At 71.8% G+C, this 16482-nt stretch carries 15 protein-coding genes and 1 pseudogene; 8 read left to right on the top strand and 8 right to left on the bottom strand.

The genetic code is table 11. The annotated features are described in order from the left end of the window. Positions 1-3: 3 nt before the first annotated feature. The gene (glmS, locus tag ABZ454_RS24435) at positions 4-1851 is read right to left on the bottom strand and encodes a glutamine--fructose-6-phosphate transaminase (isomerizing) (RefSeq protein ID WP_359540881.1); all 1848 of its coding nucleotides are present in this window, start codon (positions 1849-1851) and stop codon (positions 4-6) included. A 164-nt stretch (positions 1852-2015) separates the two neighbouring features. Next, a complete protein-coding gene (locus ABZ454_RS24430; RefSeq protein WP_359540880.1) occupies positions 2016-3503 on the bottom strand; it encodes an MFS transporter in 1488 nt (495 codons plus the stop codon). A gap of 126 nt (positions 3504-3629) precedes the next feature. Here ABZ454_RS24430 and ABZ454_RS24425 point away from each other — a divergent pair, with 126 nt between their 5' ends. Continuing rightward, entirely contained in the window at positions 3630-4613 is a 984-nt protein-coding gene (locus ABZ454_RS24425) for an Lrp/AsnC family transcriptional regulator (protein ID WP_359540877.1), read from the top strand. Positions 4614-4665: 52 nt separating this feature from the next. Here ABZ454_RS24425 and ABZ454_RS24420 read toward each other — a convergent pair whose 3' ends face one another. After that, positions 4666-5526: an MBL fold metallo-hydrolase gene (locus ABZ454_RS24420; RefSeq protein ID WP_359541088.1), complete on the bottom strand. Its 861-nt coding sequence runs from the start codon at positions 5524-5526 to the stop codon at positions 4666-4668. 142 nt (positions 5527-5668) lie between these two features. On the opposite strand from ABZ454_RS24420, the gene ABZ454_RS24415 reads away from it, so the two are divergent. Then, positions 5669-6097: a MarR family transcriptional regulator gene (locus ABZ454_RS24415; RefSeq protein ID WP_359540874.1), complete on the top strand. Its 429-nt coding sequence runs from the start codon at positions 5669-5671 to the stop codon at positions 6095-6097. A gap of 143 nt (positions 6098-6240) precedes the next feature. Here the strand turns inward: ABZ454_RS24415 and ABZ454_RS24410 are convergent. Further along, a pseudogene (locus ABZ454_RS24410) lies at positions 6241-6330 on the bottom strand (DUF4440 domain-containing protein); the annotation flags it as partial. 102 nt (positions 6331-6432) lie between these two features. Here ABZ454_RS24410 and ABZ454_RS24405 point away from each other — a divergent pair. After that, a complete protein-coding gene (locus ABZ454_RS24405) occupies positions 6433-6939 on the top strand; it encodes a carboxymuconolactone decarboxylase family protein (RefSeq protein ID WP_359540871.1) in 507 nt (168 codons plus the stop codon). Positions 6940-7020: 81 nt separating this feature from the next. Here ABZ454_RS24405 and ABZ454_RS24400 read toward each other — a convergent pair whose 3' ends face one another. Next, the gene (locus ABZ454_RS24400; RefSeq protein ID WP_359540870.1) at positions 7021-7944 is read right to left on the bottom strand and encodes a LysR substrate-binding domain-containing protein; all 924 of its coding nucleotides are present in this window, start codon (positions 7942-7944) and stop codon (positions 7021-7023) included. A 140-nt stretch (positions 7945-8084) separates the two neighbouring features. Here ABZ454_RS24400 and ABZ454_RS24395 point away from each other — a divergent pair, with 140 nt between their 5' ends. The 5 genes from ABZ454_RS24395 (at position 8085) to ABZ454_RS24375 (ending at position 13352) form a co-directional block, all read left to right on the top strand. Further along, entirely contained in the window at positions 8085-8501 is a 417-nt protein-coding gene (locus tag ABZ454_RS24395) for a nuclear transport factor 2 family protein (RefSeq protein ID WP_359540867.1), read from the top strand. Between the two features lie 14 nt (positions 8502-8515). Further along, positions 8516-9502, top strand: coding sequence for a zinc-binding dehydrogenase (locus ABZ454_RS24390; RefSeq protein WP_359540866.1), 987 nt, complete (start codon positions 8516-8518; stop codon positions 9500-9502). A 94-nt stretch (positions 9503-9596) separates the two neighbouring features. After that, entirely contained in the window at positions 9597-11042 is a 1446-nt protein-coding gene (gene argG / locus ABZ454_RS24385; protein ID WP_356321958.1) for an argininosuccinate synthase, read from the top strand. A 311-nt stretch (positions 11043-11353) separates the two neighbouring features. Continuing rightward, positions 11354-12349 (top strand): type I pantothenate kinase, encoded by a 996-nt coding sequence (coaA, locus tag ABZ454_RS24380; RefSeq protein ID WP_359540864.1) that lies wholly within the window; start codon positions 11354-11356, stop codon positions 12347-12349. 37 nt (positions 12350-12386) lie between these two features. Beyond that, positions 12387-13352, top strand: a complete 966-nt coding sequence (locus tag ABZ454_RS24375) for a DUF389 domain-containing protein (protein ID WP_359540861.1) — start codon at positions 12387-12389, stop codon at positions 13350-13352. A 106-nt stretch (positions 13353-13458) separates the two neighbouring features. Here the strand turns inward: ABZ454_RS24375 and glmM are convergent, their stop codons facing one another. From glmM to rplM, 3 genes are all read right to left on the bottom strand, one after another. Beyond that, positions 13459-14817 carry a phosphoglucosamine mutase gene (gene glmM, locus ABZ454_RS24370; RefSeq protein ID WP_359540860.1) on the bottom strand — a complete coding sequence of 453 codons (1359 nt, stop codon included), beginning with the start codon at positions 14815-14817 and terminating at the stop codon, positions 13459-13461. 166 nt (positions 14818-14983) lie between these two features. After that, entirely contained in the window at positions 14984-15511 is a 528-nt protein-coding gene (rpsI, locus tag ABZ454_RS24365) for a 30S ribosomal protein S9 (RefSeq protein WP_356321954.1), read from the bottom strand. A 45-nt stretch (positions 15512-15556) separates the two neighbouring features. Further along, the gene (rplM, locus tag ABZ454_RS24360) at positions 15557-16000 is read right to left on the bottom strand and encodes a 50S ribosomal protein L13 (protein WP_018550601.1); all 444 of its coding nucleotides are present in this window, start codon (positions 15998-16000) and stop codon (positions 15557-15559) included. Positions 16001-16482 lie beyond the last annotated feature (482 nt).

Below are 16482 nucleotides of genomic sequence, written 5' to 3'. Positions count from 1 at the left end.
GGCTCACTCCACGGTGACGGACTTCGCCAGGTTGCGCGGCTGGTCCACCTCGTTGCCGCGGGCCGTCGCCAGCTCGCAGGCGAAGACCTGCAACGGCACGGTCGCGACCAGCGGCTGAAGCAGCGTAGGCGTTGCCGGAATCCGGATGAGGTGGTCGGCGTACGGCACCACCTCCTCGTCGCCCTCCTCCGCGATGACGACGGTGAGCGCGCCGCGGGCCCGGATCTCCTGGATGTTCGACACGATCTTGCCGTGCAGCACGGAACGCCCGGCCGGTGACGGCACCACGACGACGACCGGCAGGCCCTCCTCGATGAGGGCGATAGGCCCATGCTTGAGCTCGCCGGCGGCGAAGCCCTCGGCATGCATGTACGCGAGTTCCTTGAGCTTCAACGCGCCTTCCAGGGCGACCGGGTAGCCGACGTGCCGGCCGAGGAAGAGCACGGTGTCGTGCGCGGCGAGGGACCTGGCCAGCGCGCGCACCGGCTCCATGGTCCCCAGCACCCGGTCGACGGACCCGGAGATCTCGGAGAGCTGGCGGATGACGGTGCGGATCTCGTCGCCCCACTTGGTCCCGCGGACCTGGCCGAGGTACAGGGCGACGAGGTAGCAGGCGACGAGCTGGGTGAGGAACGCCTTGGTGGAGGCGACGGCGACCTCGGGGCCGGCGTGCGTGTAGAGCACGGCGTCCGACTCGCGCGGGATGGTCGAGCCGTTGGTGTTGCAGATGGCGAGGACCTTCGCGCCCTGCTCACGCGCGTGCCGCAGCGCCATCAGGGTGTCCATCGTCTCGCCGGACTGCGAGATGGCGATGACGAGGGTGTGCGGGTCCAGGATCGGGTCGCGGTAGCGGAACTCGCTGGCGAGCTCGGTCTCGCAGGGGATGCGGGTCCAGTGCTCGATGGCGTACTTGGCGATCATCCCCGCGTGGAACGCGGTCCCGCAGGCGACGATCACCACCTTGTCGACCTCGCGCAGCTCGCCCCGCGTGATCCGCACCTCGTCGAGGTGGAGCGTGCCCTCCCGGTCGATCCGGCCCAGGAGGGTGTCGGTGACGGCCTTGGGCTGCTCGGCGATCTCCTTGAGCATGAAGGAGGCGTAGCCGCCCTTCTCGGCGGCGGAGGCGTCCCAGTCCACGTGGTACGCCCGCACCTCGGCGGGCTCCCCGTCGAACCCGGTGACGACGACCTGTTCCCGCCGCAGCTCGACCACCTGGTCCTGGCCGAGCTCGATCGCGGACCGGGTGTGGGCGATGAACGCGGCGACGTCGGAGGCGAGGAACGCCTCGCCGTCCCCCACGCCGACGACGAGCGGCGAGTTCCGCCGGGCCCCGACCACCACGTCGGGCGCGTCCGCGAACACGGCGACGAGCGTGAAGGCCCCTTCGAGGCGCCGGCAGACCTGCCGCATGGCCTGTGCCGGGTCCGCGCTCTGCGCGTACGCCTCGGCCAGGAGATGGGCGACGACCTCGGTGTCGGTGTCGGAGACGAGGTCGTGGCCGCGCCGGCCGAGCTCGGCGCGCAGGGCGGCGAAGTTCTCGATGATCCCGTTGTGGACGACGGCGACGCGGCCCGCGTTGTCGAGGTGCGGGTGGGCGTTGGCATCGGTGGGGCCGCCGTGGGTGGCCCACCGGGTGTGTCCGATCCCGGCGCTGCCGGCCGGCAGCGGCTGCTCGACCAGCGCCTTCTCCAGGTTGACGAGCTTCCCGGCCTTCTTGGCCGCGGCCAGTCCCCCGTCGGCGAGGACCGCGATCCCGGCGGAGTCGTACCCCCGGTACTCCAGCCGCTTGAGGCCCGCGACGACGACGTCCTGCGCCGATTGCCCACCGACGTAACCCACGATTCCGCACATAGTGGTCCTTTCCTGGTCACCAGCCCCTGTTCTTCGCATAGTCGCAGAAGCAACCGTTATTTCAAGCCCACCAACCGAGCCCGCCCGCCACGTCGAGGCCGACGCCGCCCCGCCCGCCTTCGGCTGGGCGGCCCCCGATCACCCACCTCGCGGCGCGGGTGCCGTCACCTCTCCGCGCGCACCGCCACCCGGGCCGGGCGCTGCGGAACCGGCCGGGCCGGGCGGTCCCCCCGGACCAGCAGCAGCACCGCCATGCCCGCGACGACCCCCACCGCCCCGGCCACCACGGCCGCCGTGTTCAGCCCCGAGGCGAACGCCGCCCGCAGCGCGTGCTCCGGCGTCCCCGCCGACCGCAGCCCCGGCGCACCGCCGCCCGCGAGCGCGTGCGCCTGCCCCTCGCTCAGCGTCCGGCCGATCCGCGAGGTCAGCACCGCCCCGAACACGGCCACCCCGAGGGCGTACCCGAGCTGCCGGAAGGTGTTGACCGCGCCGCCCGCCATACCGGCCCGCTCCGGCGGTACGGCGGCCAGCGCGGCGCCCGCGAGGGCCGGGGAGACCAGTCCGGTGCCGATGCCCGCGACCACCAGGCCCGGCAGCAGCGCCGGCCACGAGGAGCCCGCGCCGAGGACCGCCTGGCCGAGGGTGCCGACGCCGATCAGGGCGAGCCCGACGCCGATGGTCAGCCTCGGCTGCACCCCGTGCAGCAGCCGCCCGCCGAGGGCCGCCACCACGAACGCCGTCGCGGCCAGCGGCAGCACAGCGAGACCGCCCTGGACGGGGCTGAGCCCGAGCACGGTCTGCAGCCAGATCGAGGTGTAGGGCAGGACGGCGAAGGCCGCCATGTTGTACGCGAGCGCCCCGGCCATCACTCCGGTGAACGCGGACGTCCGGAACAGCGACAGCTCCAGCAGCGGGTGGGCGACGCGCCGCTCGACGAGCACGAAGCAGAGCAGGGCGAGCGCGGCGACCCCGAACGTGGCGAGGGTGCGCCCCGACGCCCATCCCACGCTCCCCGCCCGTACGACGGCGTACGTCGCCGCCGCCGCGAACACCGCGAAGCTCACGGTCCCCGCCCAGTCGATCCGCCGGCCCCGCGCCCCGCGCGACTCGGGCACCGTCCGGGCCGTCAGCCAGACCGCCGCGACGCTGACCGGAAGGTTGACGAAGAAGATCCAGCGCCATCCCGGCCCCTGGGTCAGCAGCCCGCCGACCACCGGCCCGATCGCGGCGGCGCCCCCGCTCACGGCCCCCCACAGCCCTAGCGCGACGGAACGCTCCCTGCCCTGGTAGACGGAGGCGAGCAGCGGCAGCGTGGTCGCGAACATCGCGGCCGCGCCCACCCCCTGGACCCCGCGCGCCGCGACCAGCACCGCCGGCGACGAGGCGAGCCCGCAGGCCAGCGAGGCGACGGCGAAGAGCACGACGCCCGCGACATGGACCCGCCGTCGCCCGAGCAGATCGGCGGCGGCCCCGATGCCGAGCAGCAGCGCGGCGAGCGCGAGGGCGTACCCGTCGATGACCCACTGGAGGTCGGAGAGCGACGCGTCCAGCACCCGCGCCATGTCGGGCAGCGCCACGATGACGATCGTGACGTCGAGCAGCAGCATGAACGTCCCCAGACAGACCGCGGTGAGCGGCCCCCACTTGCGCATGTCGTTTCTCCCTGTACGGCTTCGGCGTGGTCGGCGACCACTCCCGTACGATCGGACGGGCGCGACCGGACTCCCCAGCCAGAGCCGCTGATCCGCCGGAATCCGACATGGAAGAGGCACATCGCGATGGAATCCCGTGTACCGGGCGACGCCCTGGACCTCCGGATCCTGCACGCCCTGGAGCTGGACGCCCGGGCCCCCTTCAGCCGGATCGCCACCGTGCTCGGCGTCTCGGACCAGACGGTCGCGCGCCGGTTCCGCCGCTTGCAGGCCGTCGGCGGTCTGCGGGTCGTCGCGGTCCGCTGCGCGGCCGCCGAGGACGCGCTCGACCACTGGCTGCTGCGCGTGCGGTGCGCGCCCGAGGGCGCGAGGGCCATCGCCGAGGCCCTGGCCAAGCGCCCCGACACGGCATGGATCGGCCTGACCTCGGGCGGCACCGAGGTGACGTGCACGGCCAACGTGCGCAGCCAGGGCGACGCGGACGACCTGCTCCTCGGCAAGCTCCCCCGCACCCCGCACATCGTCGACATCCGCGCCCACCAACTGCTGCACCGCTTCTACGGCGGCCCGTCCGGCTGGCTCCACAAGAGCGGTGCGCTCTCCCCCGAAGAGGCCGCCGCCCTCACCCCCGAACGGGTCCCGGAGCCGCCGGGCCCACGCGTCATCACCGCCGAGGACGAACCGCTGGTCGCCGCGCTGGAGAAGGACGGCAGGGCCACCTACCCCGAGCTCCAGAGGGCGACGGGCCGCTCCGAATCGGCGGTGAAACGCCGCCTGGCCCAGCTCGTCGCCTCGGGCGCGCTCTACGTGGACGTCGAGTTCGACTCCGAGCACTTCGGCTTCCGCAACGCGAGCATGCTGTGCGTCACCGCCGCGCCCCGCGCCCTCCACACGGTGGGCGAGGCGCTCGCCACCGACCCGGAGGTCGCGTACGCCACCGCCACCACGGGCCCGTCGAACCTGATGGCGGTCGTGATCACCCGCGACACCGGCCACCTGTACCGCTATCTGAGCGAACGGCTGGGCCGGCTGGAGGGCGTCGAGCACGTGGAATCGATGCCGTTCCTGCGCCGCGTCAAGCAGCTGACGTACCGGCCGTTCCGGGGGTAGCCGAAGGCCCCCGAGCGGTACGGCGCGAACGGCGCAGGCGGCACCCCCGCTGTCAGGCGCCCAGGGGGAGCCAGGCAGGACGGTCGCCGTCCTGCCGGACGCGCCCGAACACCACGTCGGCGAAGTGGACGCCGAAGCCGATGGTGCCGGGCTCCGTCAGCTCGGCGACGAGGCGGCGGCGGTGGTCTGCGGAGTGGACGGGGTCGTGGTCGAAGGCGGAGGACCATGCGGGGTGGCCGACCTGGATCGGCGAGTGCAGGGCGTCGCCGAAGGCGATCAGCCGCCGGCCGCCCGAGGTGATGACGTACTCGGCGTGCCCGGGCGAGTGACCGGCCCCGATCCGCATCCGCACGCCCGGGAAGATCTCCTGTCCGTCGGTCACCGTGCGGACCCGCGGTGCCAGGCCGGCGACCTCCTGCGCCTCCGCCAGGTCCCGCCGCGCCCATTCCTGCGCGGATACCAGGTAGTCGGCGTGAGCGAAGGCGGGCCGGTCGGTGCCCGGTGCGGGATGCCAGGCCCAACCGGTGTGATCGGAGTGCAGGTGCGTGAGGGCCACCGCCTCGATCTCCTCGGGCCTGCGGCCGAGTGCGGACAGGCTGTCCAGGAGGGCGCCCCCGTGGATCGCGCCGCGCGGGCCGTCCGGCGCGGGCGGCCAGGACCGGGGCCCGAACCCCGCGTCGATCAACAGGGCGCGGTCGCCGTTCTCCACCAGCAGGCCGCCGATGCTCGCCACGAGGCTGCCGGACTCGTCCAGGAACTCGGGATGCCCCTCCCACACCTCGCCGGTGGTGTCGGGGAGCAGATCGCGCGGCCGCAGCCGCACCGCCCCGTCCGGTACGTAGGACACCTTCGTGTCGCCCAGGTGCAACGAACGGACACCGGCCGGCCGCCGCAGCGCGTCCCGGTCCCCCATGGAATACCTCACGGTCCCTCTCCCCTTCGTCCGGCGGGTGGTCGCCCCACCCCTCGGATGCGGCACCCTCACCATAAGCATCAAGCTTGAACCATGCAAGCTAGAAATATACTCACTTGATGGACTTGCTAGAGTGGGACGCATGACGAAGCCCGTGGAACCGCACGCCGTCGCCGAACGGGAACTGTGCGGCCTGGTGAACGGACTGGCCCAGCAGATCGCCGATCACGTACGCCACCGCGCCGTCCCGCTGGGCCTCACCGCGGCCCAGGCGACCGCACTGCGGGAGATGACCGGGCCGATGACCATGCGTGAGCTCGCCGAGCGCATGAGCTGCGAGCCCTCCAACGCCACCTTCGTCATCGACAAGCTCGAGAAGCAGGGCCTGGTCGAGCGTCGCGCACACCCCACCGACCGCCGCGCCAAGCACCTCTTCCTCACCGCGACGGGTGGCGCGGCCCGCGAACGGCTTCTCGAACTCCTCGCCCAGGACTCGCCGCTGTCCGGCCTCAGCCCTGAACAGCAGCGCGTCCTTCAGGGCCTCCTCGAACAGGCGCTCACGCACCCGTAGCCGACGCCGGGGGCCGGCCGGCCGTCACCGGTCCTCGGCCAGGCGACGAGTCGCGTCCGTCCTGGGACTCGGCGCCGCACCTGGACGGCTCGCCGGTCATGCCGTCGGCGCGGGTCTCGTCGCCGTACCGGCAGAACGAGGTTCTACCCGGCCCGCACCTCGGTGTTCCGGCAGGCGTGCAGCAGCCGTCTCCCGTCTTCCCGCTTCGTCATGACGTAGAGCGGGGCGCCTTCCGGCCGCGAGCCGTTTCCGGCCCTCTTCCGTCAGCCGGTCACATCTCTCCCGCGCGATCCGTCAGTGCGGTGACAGCGACAGGAACAACTGAGGAGACGACGATGGAAACACGTGCGATCACGGCAGAGCTCCCGATGGCTCCCCGGATGTCCGAGGACCCCGCCGAGCTCGTCCCCGAGCTGGCGGCTGTGTCGGCGGCACTGTTCAGGGTCACCGGCAACGGGTCGGTACCGCGGTCCACCATCAACCTGGTCCACCTGCGGGCCGGCCAGATCGTCGGCAGCACTTACCTGACCGTGCTGCACACGGGTTCCCTGCGCAAGGCCGGGGAGTCGGAGGAACGGATCACGTCGGTGGCGTCCTGGCAGGACTCGCCGTACTTCACCGGTGCCGAGCGTGCCGCTCTGGCACTGGTGGAAGCCGTGCTGCGGCCGTCGGCGGACGGCGAGAGGGTCTCCGACGAGCTGTTCGCCCAGGCGGCCGAGCACTACGAGGACAAGGCCCTCGCCACGCTGATGTTCGCGATCGGCCAGGTCAACTTCTTCGTCCCCATAGCGCTCATCGCCAAGCCGGTGCCCGGCCGGTCGTTCACCGACCCGTGGAACTAGTGCCGGGCGCCCGGGGCGAAGCCGGGCGGGGAGCCGTTCCCCGTACGGAGCCCGCGCGTACGAGCCGGTGGGCCCTCGCCACTACGGCGTAGTCGCCGCGTCCGGTGACCGCAGCCAGCCGCCGGACCGGGCCGTCTCGCGTGCCGTACGCAGGAGTTGAGCCACGACGGGACGTGCGCCCCGCCCGCGGGTCAGCAGGTGCAGTTCGATGGCGGCTCCCCCGGACAGCGGCCGCCACACGAGCTCCGCGGGCAGGCTGGACGCGGCCGACCGGCCGACCACGGAGACGGCGGCGGCGCGCACCACCGGTGTGTGGCCGGCGTCGAACGACAGCGGGCGCAGCATCAGGCGCGGGCTGACACCGGCGCGGTCGAGGATGCCGATGATCGCGTCGTAGTGGCCGGGGTTGGCCTCGCGGGGGTGCAGGAGCAGCGTCTCGTCGGCCAGTTCGGCGGGGGCGACGACGGGCCGGGCGGCGAGGCGGTGACCGGCGGCCATGAGGACGCCTTGCGGTTCCAGCCGTACGAGCGTCCGCACGAGCTCGGGCGTGGGCGGCGGGCAGCGGACCAGGCCGGCGTCGAGGGTGCCGTCGGCGACACCGGCGAGGATCTCGGCGGTGGGGAGGAGGTGCGTGGCGGCGGTGAGACCCGGCAGGCGTTCGGCGAGGGCGGCGAGGAGGGCGGGGGCCGTCTCGTAACTCGTACTCATGCTGTACCCGAAGGCGAGCGTGCCCTGCTCGCCACCGGCGAAGCCGCGCACGTCGCGCCAGAGCCGGTCGGCGTCCTCGCAGAGGGCGGCTCCGCGCTCCATCAACACCGTTCCCGCTTCGGTCGGTTCGACGAAGTGGGTGGTGCGGTCGAGGAGCTGGACGCCCAACTCCCGCTCCAGCTCGCGTATCTGCCTGCTGAGGGCGGGCTGGGCGATGTGGAGCCGCTCGGCGGCGCGGGTGAAGTTGCGCTCCTCCGCCACCGCCAGGAAGTAGCGCAGACGCCGCAGTTCTGACATGCGCAGCAGCATACGAGCCGCCCTGAGCTGGGGCGATGCCGAACGGTTCTGGAGCGATCGAGAAGAGGTCTTTCCCTGCGCGCCCCTCCCCTTCCTAGCCTTCAGGGGTCAGCGGAGCACACCGGACAAGGAACCCAGCCATGGACAGCACGCAGCAGACCCCCACCCCCAAGGACGTCGTCCTCGACTACATGGACGCCCTCGCGTCGGGAAGCGACGAGGAGCGGCTGCGCTCCTTCTTCGACGCCGACGTCACCTGGACGCTCGCCGGGGACCTGCCGGTGTCGGGCACCTGGACCGGCCCTGACGAGATCTTCGGCTCCTTCGTGGCGCAGATGGTCGCCCGGCTGGTGCCGGAGTCGATGGAGATCGAGTGCGAGGGCGTGATCGCCGAGGGCGAGCGGGTCCTGGCGGAGTGGAACACCCGCGGGCTGACCCGCAAGGGGGCCCGGTACGACCAGCACTGCCTGGCCGTGTTCACGGTGCGGGGCGGTCGCATCGCCTCCGTCCGCGAGCACTTCGACACGCTGCACGCGCAGACCGTCGTCTTCGCGTAGGGGGAGGGCATCCGATGCAGGCACTACTTCCCGACACCGAGCCCGAAACCTCGACCACGACCACGCCCACGCCCGAAACCACGGCCACGTCCACGACCGGCGGAACGGTTCTCCTGGGCGATGTGCCGGAACCCGTCCCCGCCGCCGACGAGGCGCTGATCGCGGTGGAGGCGTACTCGGTCAACCGGGGGGAGACGTTCCAGCTCGACGGGCAGCTCGACCGGCGCTGGGCGGGCTGGCGGCCCGGCAAGGACGTCGCGGGGACGGTCCTGCGGGCCGCGGCCGACGGTACGGGCCCTGCGGCCGGGACCCGTGTGGTGGCGCACCCGCCCGCGTACGGGTGGGCCGAGCGCGTCGCGGTCCCCGTCCACAGCATCGCCGAACTCCCGGACAGCGTCGACGCGGTCACGGCGGCCGCCCTCCCCCTGGCGGGCATCACCGCGCTGCGCCTCCTGCGGGCGGCGGGTCCCGTGGCGGGGCGGAGGCTGCTGGTCACCGGGGCGAGCGGGGGCGTCGGCCACTACGTCACGGAGCTGGCGGCGTCCTCGGGCGCGGCGGTGACGGCGGTCAGCTCGACGCCCGAGCGCGGGGCGAGGCTGCTGGACCTGGGCGCGGCCGCGGTGGTGACGTCACCGGCCGACGCCGGGGGACCGTACGACATCGTGCTGGAATCGGTGGGCGGCGACGTGCTGCCCACCGCCCTGGCCCGGCTGGCCCCGGGCGGTCTGCTGGTCTGGTTCGGCCAGGCGAGCCGCACCCCGTCCACGCTGGACTTCTTCGACTTCTTCAAGGGCCCGGCCCAGGCCCGTATCGCGCACTTCGACTACACCCGCGCGGACACCACGTACGCCGCCGACCTCGCCACCCTGGTCCGGCTGGTGGCGGGCGGCCGTCTCCACCCGGAGATCGGCTCGGTGCGGGACTGGTCGCGCACGGGCGAGGTCATCGCGGACATCCGCGGGCGCCGGGTGCGGGGGAACGCGGTCCTGACGGTGGGGTGAAGCACTTCTCCCGTGACCGGCCCCTCGCCGACCCGGAGGGGGGCCTGATCCGCGCCACGTTGCATGAACATGCGCGATGATGCATAATCTTCCTATGTCTAAGGTCCTCACCTCCCTGCCCACCGGCGAGCGCGTCGGCATCGCCTTCTCGGGCGGCCTCGACACCTCGGTCGCGGTCGCGTGGATGCGCGACAAGGGCGCTGTCCCGTGCACCTACACCGCCGACATCGGTCAGTACGACGAGCCCGACATCGCCTCCGTGCCCGGCCGCGCCAAGGCCTACGGCGCCGAACTCGCGCGTCTGGTCGACTGCCGTGCGGCGCTCGTCGAGGAGGGGCTGGCCGCGCTCACCTGCGGGGCGTTCCACATCCGCTCGGGCGGGCGGGCGTACTTCAACACCACGCCGCTCGGCCGCGCCGTCACGGGCACGCTCCTGGTGCGGGCGATGCTGGAGGACGACGTACAGATCTGGGGCGACGGCTCCACGTTCAAGGGCAACGACATCGAGCGGTTCTACCGCTACGGTCTCCTCGCCAACCCGCACCTGCGGATCTACAAGCCCTGGCTCGACGCGGACTTCGTGACGGAGCTCGGCGGGCGCAAGGAGATGTCGGAGTGGCTGGTCGCCCACGACCTGCCCTACCGCGACAGCACGGAGAAGGCGTACTCCACCGACGCCAACATCTGGGGCGCCACCCACGAGGCGAAGACCCTGGAGCACCTGAACACCGGCGTGGAGACCGTCGACCCGATCATGGGTGTGAAGTTCTGGGACCCCTCGGTCGAGATCGCGACCGAGGACGTCACGATCGGCTTCGACCAGGGCCGCCCGGTCACCATCAACGGCGAGAAGTTCGACTCCGCCGTCGACCTGGTGATGAAGGCGAACGCCATCGGCGGCCGTCACGGCCTGGGCATGTCGGACCAGATCGAGAACCGGATCATCGAGGCCAAGAGCCGCGGCATCTACGAGGCCCCCGGCATGGCCCTGCTGCACGCCGCGTACGAGCGCCTGGTCAACGCGATCCACAACGAGGACACCCTCGCCCAGTACCACAACGAGGGCCGGCGTCTGGGCCGGCTGATGTACGAGGGCCGCTGGCTGGACCCGCAGGCGCTCATGGTGCGGGAGTCGATCCAGCGGTGGGTCGGCACGGCCGTCACCGGCGAGGTGACGCTGCGGCTGCGGCGCGGCGAGGACTACTCGATCCTCGACACCACGGGACCGGCGTTCAGCTACCACCCGGACAAGCTGTCCATGGAGCGCACCGAGGACTCCGCGTTCGGCCCGGTCGACCGGATCGGCCAGCTCACCATGCGCAACCTCGACATCGCCGACTCCCGCGCCAAGCTGGAGCAGTACGCGGGCCTCGGTCTGATCGGCACCGCCAACCCGGCCATCGGCGCGGCCCAGGCCGCCGCCACCGGCCTGATCGGCACCCTGCCCGAGGGCGGCGCCGAAGCCATCGCCTCCCGCGGCGAGGTCTCCGACGCCGACGAGATGCTGGACCGCGCCGCGATGGAGTCCGGCACGGACTAGGCCGGTACGGGCCGGGTCCGGTACGGATCAGGTCGAGTACGGGCGAGGCCCGGTATGGGCCACGTCGCGTACGAGCCACGTCGCGTACGGACCAGGTCCGCGCGGGCCGAACCCAGGAGCACGGGCTCACCGCGGGCGGCACATGACGGGCGGCTCGCTACGCGCTGAGTCCCCACTCCGGAATCAGGCCGGCCGGGCGCCCCGGGCGCCGGGCCGGCCTTTCCGTTTGCCGGGGTCCCGCACCCGGCGCCCGTCCCCCACGTGACCGACCCCACCCCCCACTCCGTTCGAACTCCCGCGACAATGAAACCGTGATCTCTTCGCCGACACGGAGCACGAACCGACGCGCCGAGCCCGCCGCGACGCCGTACGTCGACCTCTCCCGGGCGGAGTGGAGCGCGCTGCGCGACAAGACGCCGCTGCCGCTGACCGCCGACGAGGTGGAGCGGCTGCGGGGGCTCGGGGACGTCATCGACCTCGACGAGGTGCGGGACGTCTACCTGCCGCTCTCGCGACTCCTCAATCTGTACGTCCAGGCCACCTCCGGACTGCGCGGCGCCCTGAACACGTTCCTCGGGGACGCGGGCAACGGGCACGGGGCACAGCGCGGGACCCCGTTCGTCATAGGGGTCGCGGGCAGTGTCGCGGTGGGCAAGTCCACCAGTGCCCGTATCCTCCAGGCGCTGCTGGCCCGCTGGCCGGAGCACCCGCGGGTGGAGCTGGTCACCACGGACGGGTTCCTGCTGCCGATGAAGGAGCTCCACGCGCGCGGCCTGATGTCGCGCAAGGGTTTCCCGGAGTCGTACGACCGGCGCGCCCTGACCCGCTTCGTCGCCGACATCAAGGCGGGCAAGGACGAGGTGACGGCTCCCGTCTACTCGCACCTGATCTACGACATCGTGCCGGACGAGCGGCTCACCGTACGGCGTCCCGACATCCTCATCGTCGAGGGCCTGAACGTGCTCCAGCCGGCCCTGCCCGGCAAGGACGGCCGTACCCGGGTCGGGCTCGCGGACTACTTCGACTTCAGTGTGTACGTCGACGCGCGCCCCGAGGACATCGAGACCTGGTACCTCAACCGCTTCCGGAAGCTGCGCGCCACCGCGTTCCAGGACCCGTCCTCGTACTTCCGCAAGTACACCCAGGTCTCCGAGGCGGAGGCGATGGAGTACGCGGCGACGATGTGGCGGACCATCAACAAGCCCAACCTGGTGGAGAACGTGGCGCCGACGCGTGGCCGTGCCACGCTGATCCTGCGCAAGGGACCCGACCACAAGGTCCAGCGACTGTCCCTGCGTAAACTCTGACGCCGCCCGTCACACCTGCCCCCTCCCGAGGAGCGTTGTGCTTCATCTGCGCCTGCTCGTCCCCGCCGACCGTACGGACGAGGTGACGAGCCTGCTGGAGCGGACCGTCGGCACCGCCCATCTCGTGGTGCTGCCGGGGGTCGCGCGTGATCCGGTCGGTGACATGGTGCTGTGCGACGTGGCGCGCGAGGCGGGCGACGAGCTGATCGCTGCCTTGCGCCGGATAGGAGTCGACACGTACGGGGCCATCACCGTCGAGAACCTGGACCTGACGCTCTCCAAGCGCGCCGACCGGGCCGAGGAGGAGGCACCGGGCGAGGGTGCGGACGCGGTGCTGTGGGAAGAGCTCGTGGAGGCCACGCACGACGACTCGACGTTCAGCGCCACCTATGTGGCGTTCCTCGCGGTCGCGACGATGCTCGCCGCCTGCGGTGTGATGCTCGACAACGCGATCCTGATCGTGGGCGCGATGGCGGTGGGTCCGGAGTTCGGGCCGCTGGCGGGGATCTCCACGGCACTCGTGCAGCGCGCTCCGCGTCTCGTGGGGCGCTCCCTGTGGGCGCTGATCGGCGGCTTCGCCGCCGCCATACTGCTGACGGTCGGCTTCGCCTGGCTGATGAACGCCTTCGGACTGTTCGACGCCGCGATGGTCGAGGCGGACCGGCCCAACACGGCGTTCGTCTGGCAGCCGGACTGGATGTCGTTCGTGGTGGCGTTCCTCGCGGGCATCGCCGGGACGCTCTCCCTGACCTCGGCGAAGTCCGGAGCCCTGATCGGTGTCGCGATCTCGGTGACGACCGTGCCGGCCGCGGCCAACGCGGCGGTGGCGTTCAGCTACCGCGACTACGGCCAGATGACGGGCTCCGTCCAGCAGTTGCTGGCGAACCTCGGCGGCATCGTGCTCGCGGGGACGCTGACGCTGCTGGCGCAGAAGGCCCTCTGGCGGACGACCCGGCATCACCAGCGGGCCCACACGAAGCCGACCGCCCCCACGGACGCGTAGCAGCGCGACGGGCGGACACCCGGGCCCCCGCACCCCGGCCATCCGCCCCGACCCGCAGAGCACGAGGGCGGGCGCACCGGCCTGGCGCGCCCGCCCCTCGCACCGGTCAGCCCAGCGCGGACTTCACGACGTCGGCCAGCCGTCCGGCCACCGCGCGCGCCTGCTCGATGTCGGCCGCCTCGACCATGACCCGCACCAGCGGCTCCGTGCCCGACTGGCGCAGCAGCACCCGGCCGGTGGCGCCCAGCTCGGCCTCCGCCTCGGCGACGGCCGCGGCCAGCTCCGGGGAGGTGCTCACGCGGGACTTGTCGACGTCCGGCACGTTGACGAGGACCTGCGGCAGGCGCTCCATCACACCGGCCAGCTCGGCGAGCGAACGGCCGGTGGCGGCGACCCGGGCCGCCAGCATCAGACCGGTCAGCGTGCCGTCGCCGGTCGTGGCGTGGTCCAGGACGATGACGTGCCCGGACTGCTCGCCGCCCAGGGCGTAGCCCTCGGCCTTCATCGACTCCAGGACGTAGCGGTCGCCGACGGCCGTCTGGACGAGCTGGATGCCCTCGCGCTCCATGGCGATCTTGAAGCCGAGGTTCGACATCACGGTGCCGACCACGGTGTCCTTGCGCAGCTGCCCGGCCTCGCGCATGGCGAGGGCCAGCACGGCCAGGATCTGGTCGCCGTCGATCTCCTCGCCCGCGCCGTCCACGGCCAGGCAGCGGTCGGCGTCGCCGTCGTGGGCGATGCCGAGGTCGGCGCCGTGCTCGACGACGGCGGCGCGCAGCAGCGCCAGGTGCGTGGAGCCGCAGCCGTCGTTGATGTTCAGGCCGTCCGGCTCGGCGCCGATCGTGATGACCTCGGCCCCGGCCCGTGCGAACGCCTCGGGCGAGACGTGGGCGGCGGCGCCGTGCGCCTCGTCCAGGACGACCTTCAGGCCGTCGAGCCGGTTGGGGAGCACCCCGATGAGGTGGGCGACGTAACGGTCGAAGCCCTCGACGTAGTCGTTGACCCGGCCCACGCCGGCACCGGTGGGACGGGCCCACGGCTCGCCGGTGCGGTGCTGCTCGTAGACCGTCTCGATGCGGTCCTCCAGCTCGTCGGCGAGCTTGTGCCCGCCGCGGGCGAAGAACTTGACACCGTTGTCCGGCATGGCGTTGTGGCTGGCGGAGAGCATCACGCCGATGTCGGCGCCCAGGGCGCCGGTGAGGTAGGCGACGGCCGGGGTCGGCAGTACTCCGACGCGCAGCACGTCGACGCCCGCGCTGGCCAGGCCGGCCACCACGGCCGCCTCCAGGAACTCTCCGGAGGCGCGGGGGTCGCGGCCGACCACGGCCGTAGGCCGATGGCCCTCGAAGGTGCCTGCTTCGGCCAGTACGTGCGCCGCCGCGACCGAGAGGCCGAGCGCGAGCTCGGCCGTCAGGTCCGCATTGGCGACGCCGCGCACGCCGTCCGTGCCGAAGAGTCGTCCCACTGGTGTCCTCCGAAGGTGCTCCGAAACGCAAAAAAATCAGACCAAGTAAGCAACAAGCCTATGAACGCCTTATGTCGTTATATGCCCGAGGCTGTCAATAAACGAACGCCCCGGCAGCACGAAGAGTGCCGCCGGGGCGAACGTGTAACGCGTTTGAGCAGGCGGTTTAGCGCTTGCTGTACTGCGGGGCCTTACGGGCCTTCTTGAGACCGGCCTTCTTGCGCTCGACCGCACGGTCGTCGCGGGAGAGGAAGCCGGCCTTCTTCAGCGTGGCGCGGTTGTTGTCCACGTCCGCCTCGTTCAGCGCGCGGGCCACACCGAGACGCAGGGCGCCGGCCTGACCCGAGACGCCGCCACCCGAGATGCGGGCGATGACGTCGTAACGGCCGTCGAGCTCGAGCACCTTGAAGGGCTCGTTGACTTCCTGCTGGTGCACCTTGTTGGGGAAGTAGTCCTCAAGGGTGCGACCGTTGATCTTCCACTTGCCGGTGCCCGGAACGATCCGGACGCGGGCGATGGCGTTCTTGCGACGGCCAAGGCCGGCCGCGGGCTGCGGGTCGCCGAAGCGGCCCGCGAGCGACTCGGAGGTGTACTCACCCTCGACGGGGACCTCCGACTCGAACGTGGTCACCTCGGCGAAGGTCTCCTCGCCCTCGGTGCCCTCGATGGGGGTCTCAACAGTGGTCTCGGCCACGATTCTCCTCAGATCTTTCTTTACGTCTTTGGGGGGAGGCCGGAACTACTGCGCGACCTGGGTGATCTCGTACGGGACCGGCTGCTGCGCAGCGTGCGGGTGCTGGTCGCCCGCGTAGACCTTCAGCTTCGAGATCATCTGGCGGCCCAGGGTGTTCTTGGGGATCATGCCCTTGATGGCCTTCTCGACGGCCTTCTCGGGGTTCTTCGCCAGCAGCTCGTCGTAACGGACGGAGCGGAGACCACCCGGGAACCCGGAGTGGCGGTACGCCATCTTCTGGGTCTTCTTGTTGCCGGACAGGTGAACCTTGTCGGCATTGATGATGATGACGAAGTCGCCCATGTCCATGTGGGGGGCGTAGATCGCCTTGTGCTTGCCTCGGAGGAGGTTCGCAGCCGTGGTGGCCAGACGGCCCAGGACGATGTCCTGCGCGTCGATGATGTGCCACTGGCGAGTGACATCGCCGGGCTTGGGGCTGTACGTACGCACTTCGTAGCCTTCGCTTCTTCAGTGGATGAGGTCCAGACACATGGCACCTCTGAAGCGATCATGCAGCTGGGGCTCACAATGCCGGGGACGCTGCCCGTATGCGAGCCACTGGTAACTGCTCCAGAGAACCTACGTAAGGCCCTTCGCGTGAGAACGACGAAGCCAATACGTATAACAACCCCAGAGACTACCCGCCTGCCCCGGACGGGTCAAAACGGTGCCCTTGGGCGGGCGGCGTGTGGTCCTCCGGGGCGCGGGTCGCTCCGTGGGGTGCGGTGGTCCGGGGCGGGCCCGTTGTTCGCCCCGGTCCGGGGCGCGGGGTTCCGTCCTCAATCGCCGGACGGGCTCAATGGGTGCGGCCTGCCCCGCGGGGTGCGCCCCTGCCGCTGGGTGGGGGTCCGGGGTCCCTCCGGGGCGTCTCCTCAAACGACGAACGTTCCGCGGGTACGCAGCGGACCCGGGTCGATGTTCGTCGTCCTGCG

It is taken from the genome of Streptomyces sp. NPDC005803 (assembly GCF_040630435.1).
Taxonomy (GTDB): Bacteria; Actinomycetota; Actinomycetes; order Streptomycetales; family Streptomycetaceae; genus Streptomyces.
The sequence above is the reverse complement of the archived record's forward strand: the minus strand, read 5'-3'. Positions and strand labels throughout refer to the sequence as shown.

What these genes read in the sequence shown, in the direction of transcription:
- ABZ454_RS24400 (WP_359540870.1), bottom strand. Translation starts at nt 7,944, where the DNA reads ATGTCAGAACTGCGGCGTCTGCGCTACTTCCTGGCGGTGGCGGAGGAG.
- argG (WP_356321958.1), top strand. Translation starts at nt 9,597, where the DNA reads ATGTCTAAGGTCCTCACCTCCCTGCCCACCGGCGAGCGCGTCGGCATC.
- ABZ454_RS24425 (WP_359540877.1), top strand. Translation starts at nt 3,630, where the DNA reads ATGGAATCCCGTGTACCGGGCGACGCCCTGGACCTCCGGATCCTGCAC.
- ABZ454_RS24420 (WP_359541088.1), bottom strand. Translation starts at nt 5,526, where the DNA reads ATGGGGGACCGGGACGCGCTGCGGCGGCCGGCCGGTGTCCGTTCGTTG.
- ABZ454_RS24405 (WP_359540871.1), top strand. Translation starts at nt 6,433, where the DNA reads ATGGAAACACGTGCGATCACGGCAGAGCTCCCGATGGCTCCCCGGATG.
- ABZ454_RS24415 (WP_359540874.1), top strand. Translation starts at nt 5,669, where the DNA reads ATGACGAAGCCCGTGGAACCGCACGCCGTCGCCGAACGGGAACTGTGC.
- ABZ454_RS24390 (WP_359540866.1), top strand. Translation starts at nt 8,516, where the DNA reads ATGCAGGCACTACTTCCCGACACCGAGCCCGAAACCTCGACCACGACC.
- ABZ454_RS24430 (WP_359540880.1), bottom strand. Translation starts at nt 3,503, where the DNA reads ATGCGCAAGTGGGGGCCGCTCACCGCGGTCTGTCTGGGGACGTTCATG.
- glmS (WP_359540881.1), bottom strand. Translation starts at nt 1,851, where the DNA reads ATGTGCGGAATCGTGGGTTACGTCGGTGGGCAATCGGCGCAGGACGTC.
- ABZ454_RS24395 (WP_359540867.1), top strand. Translation starts at nt 8,085, where the DNA reads ATGGACAGCACGCAGCAGACCCCCACCCCCAAGGACGTCGTCCTCGAC.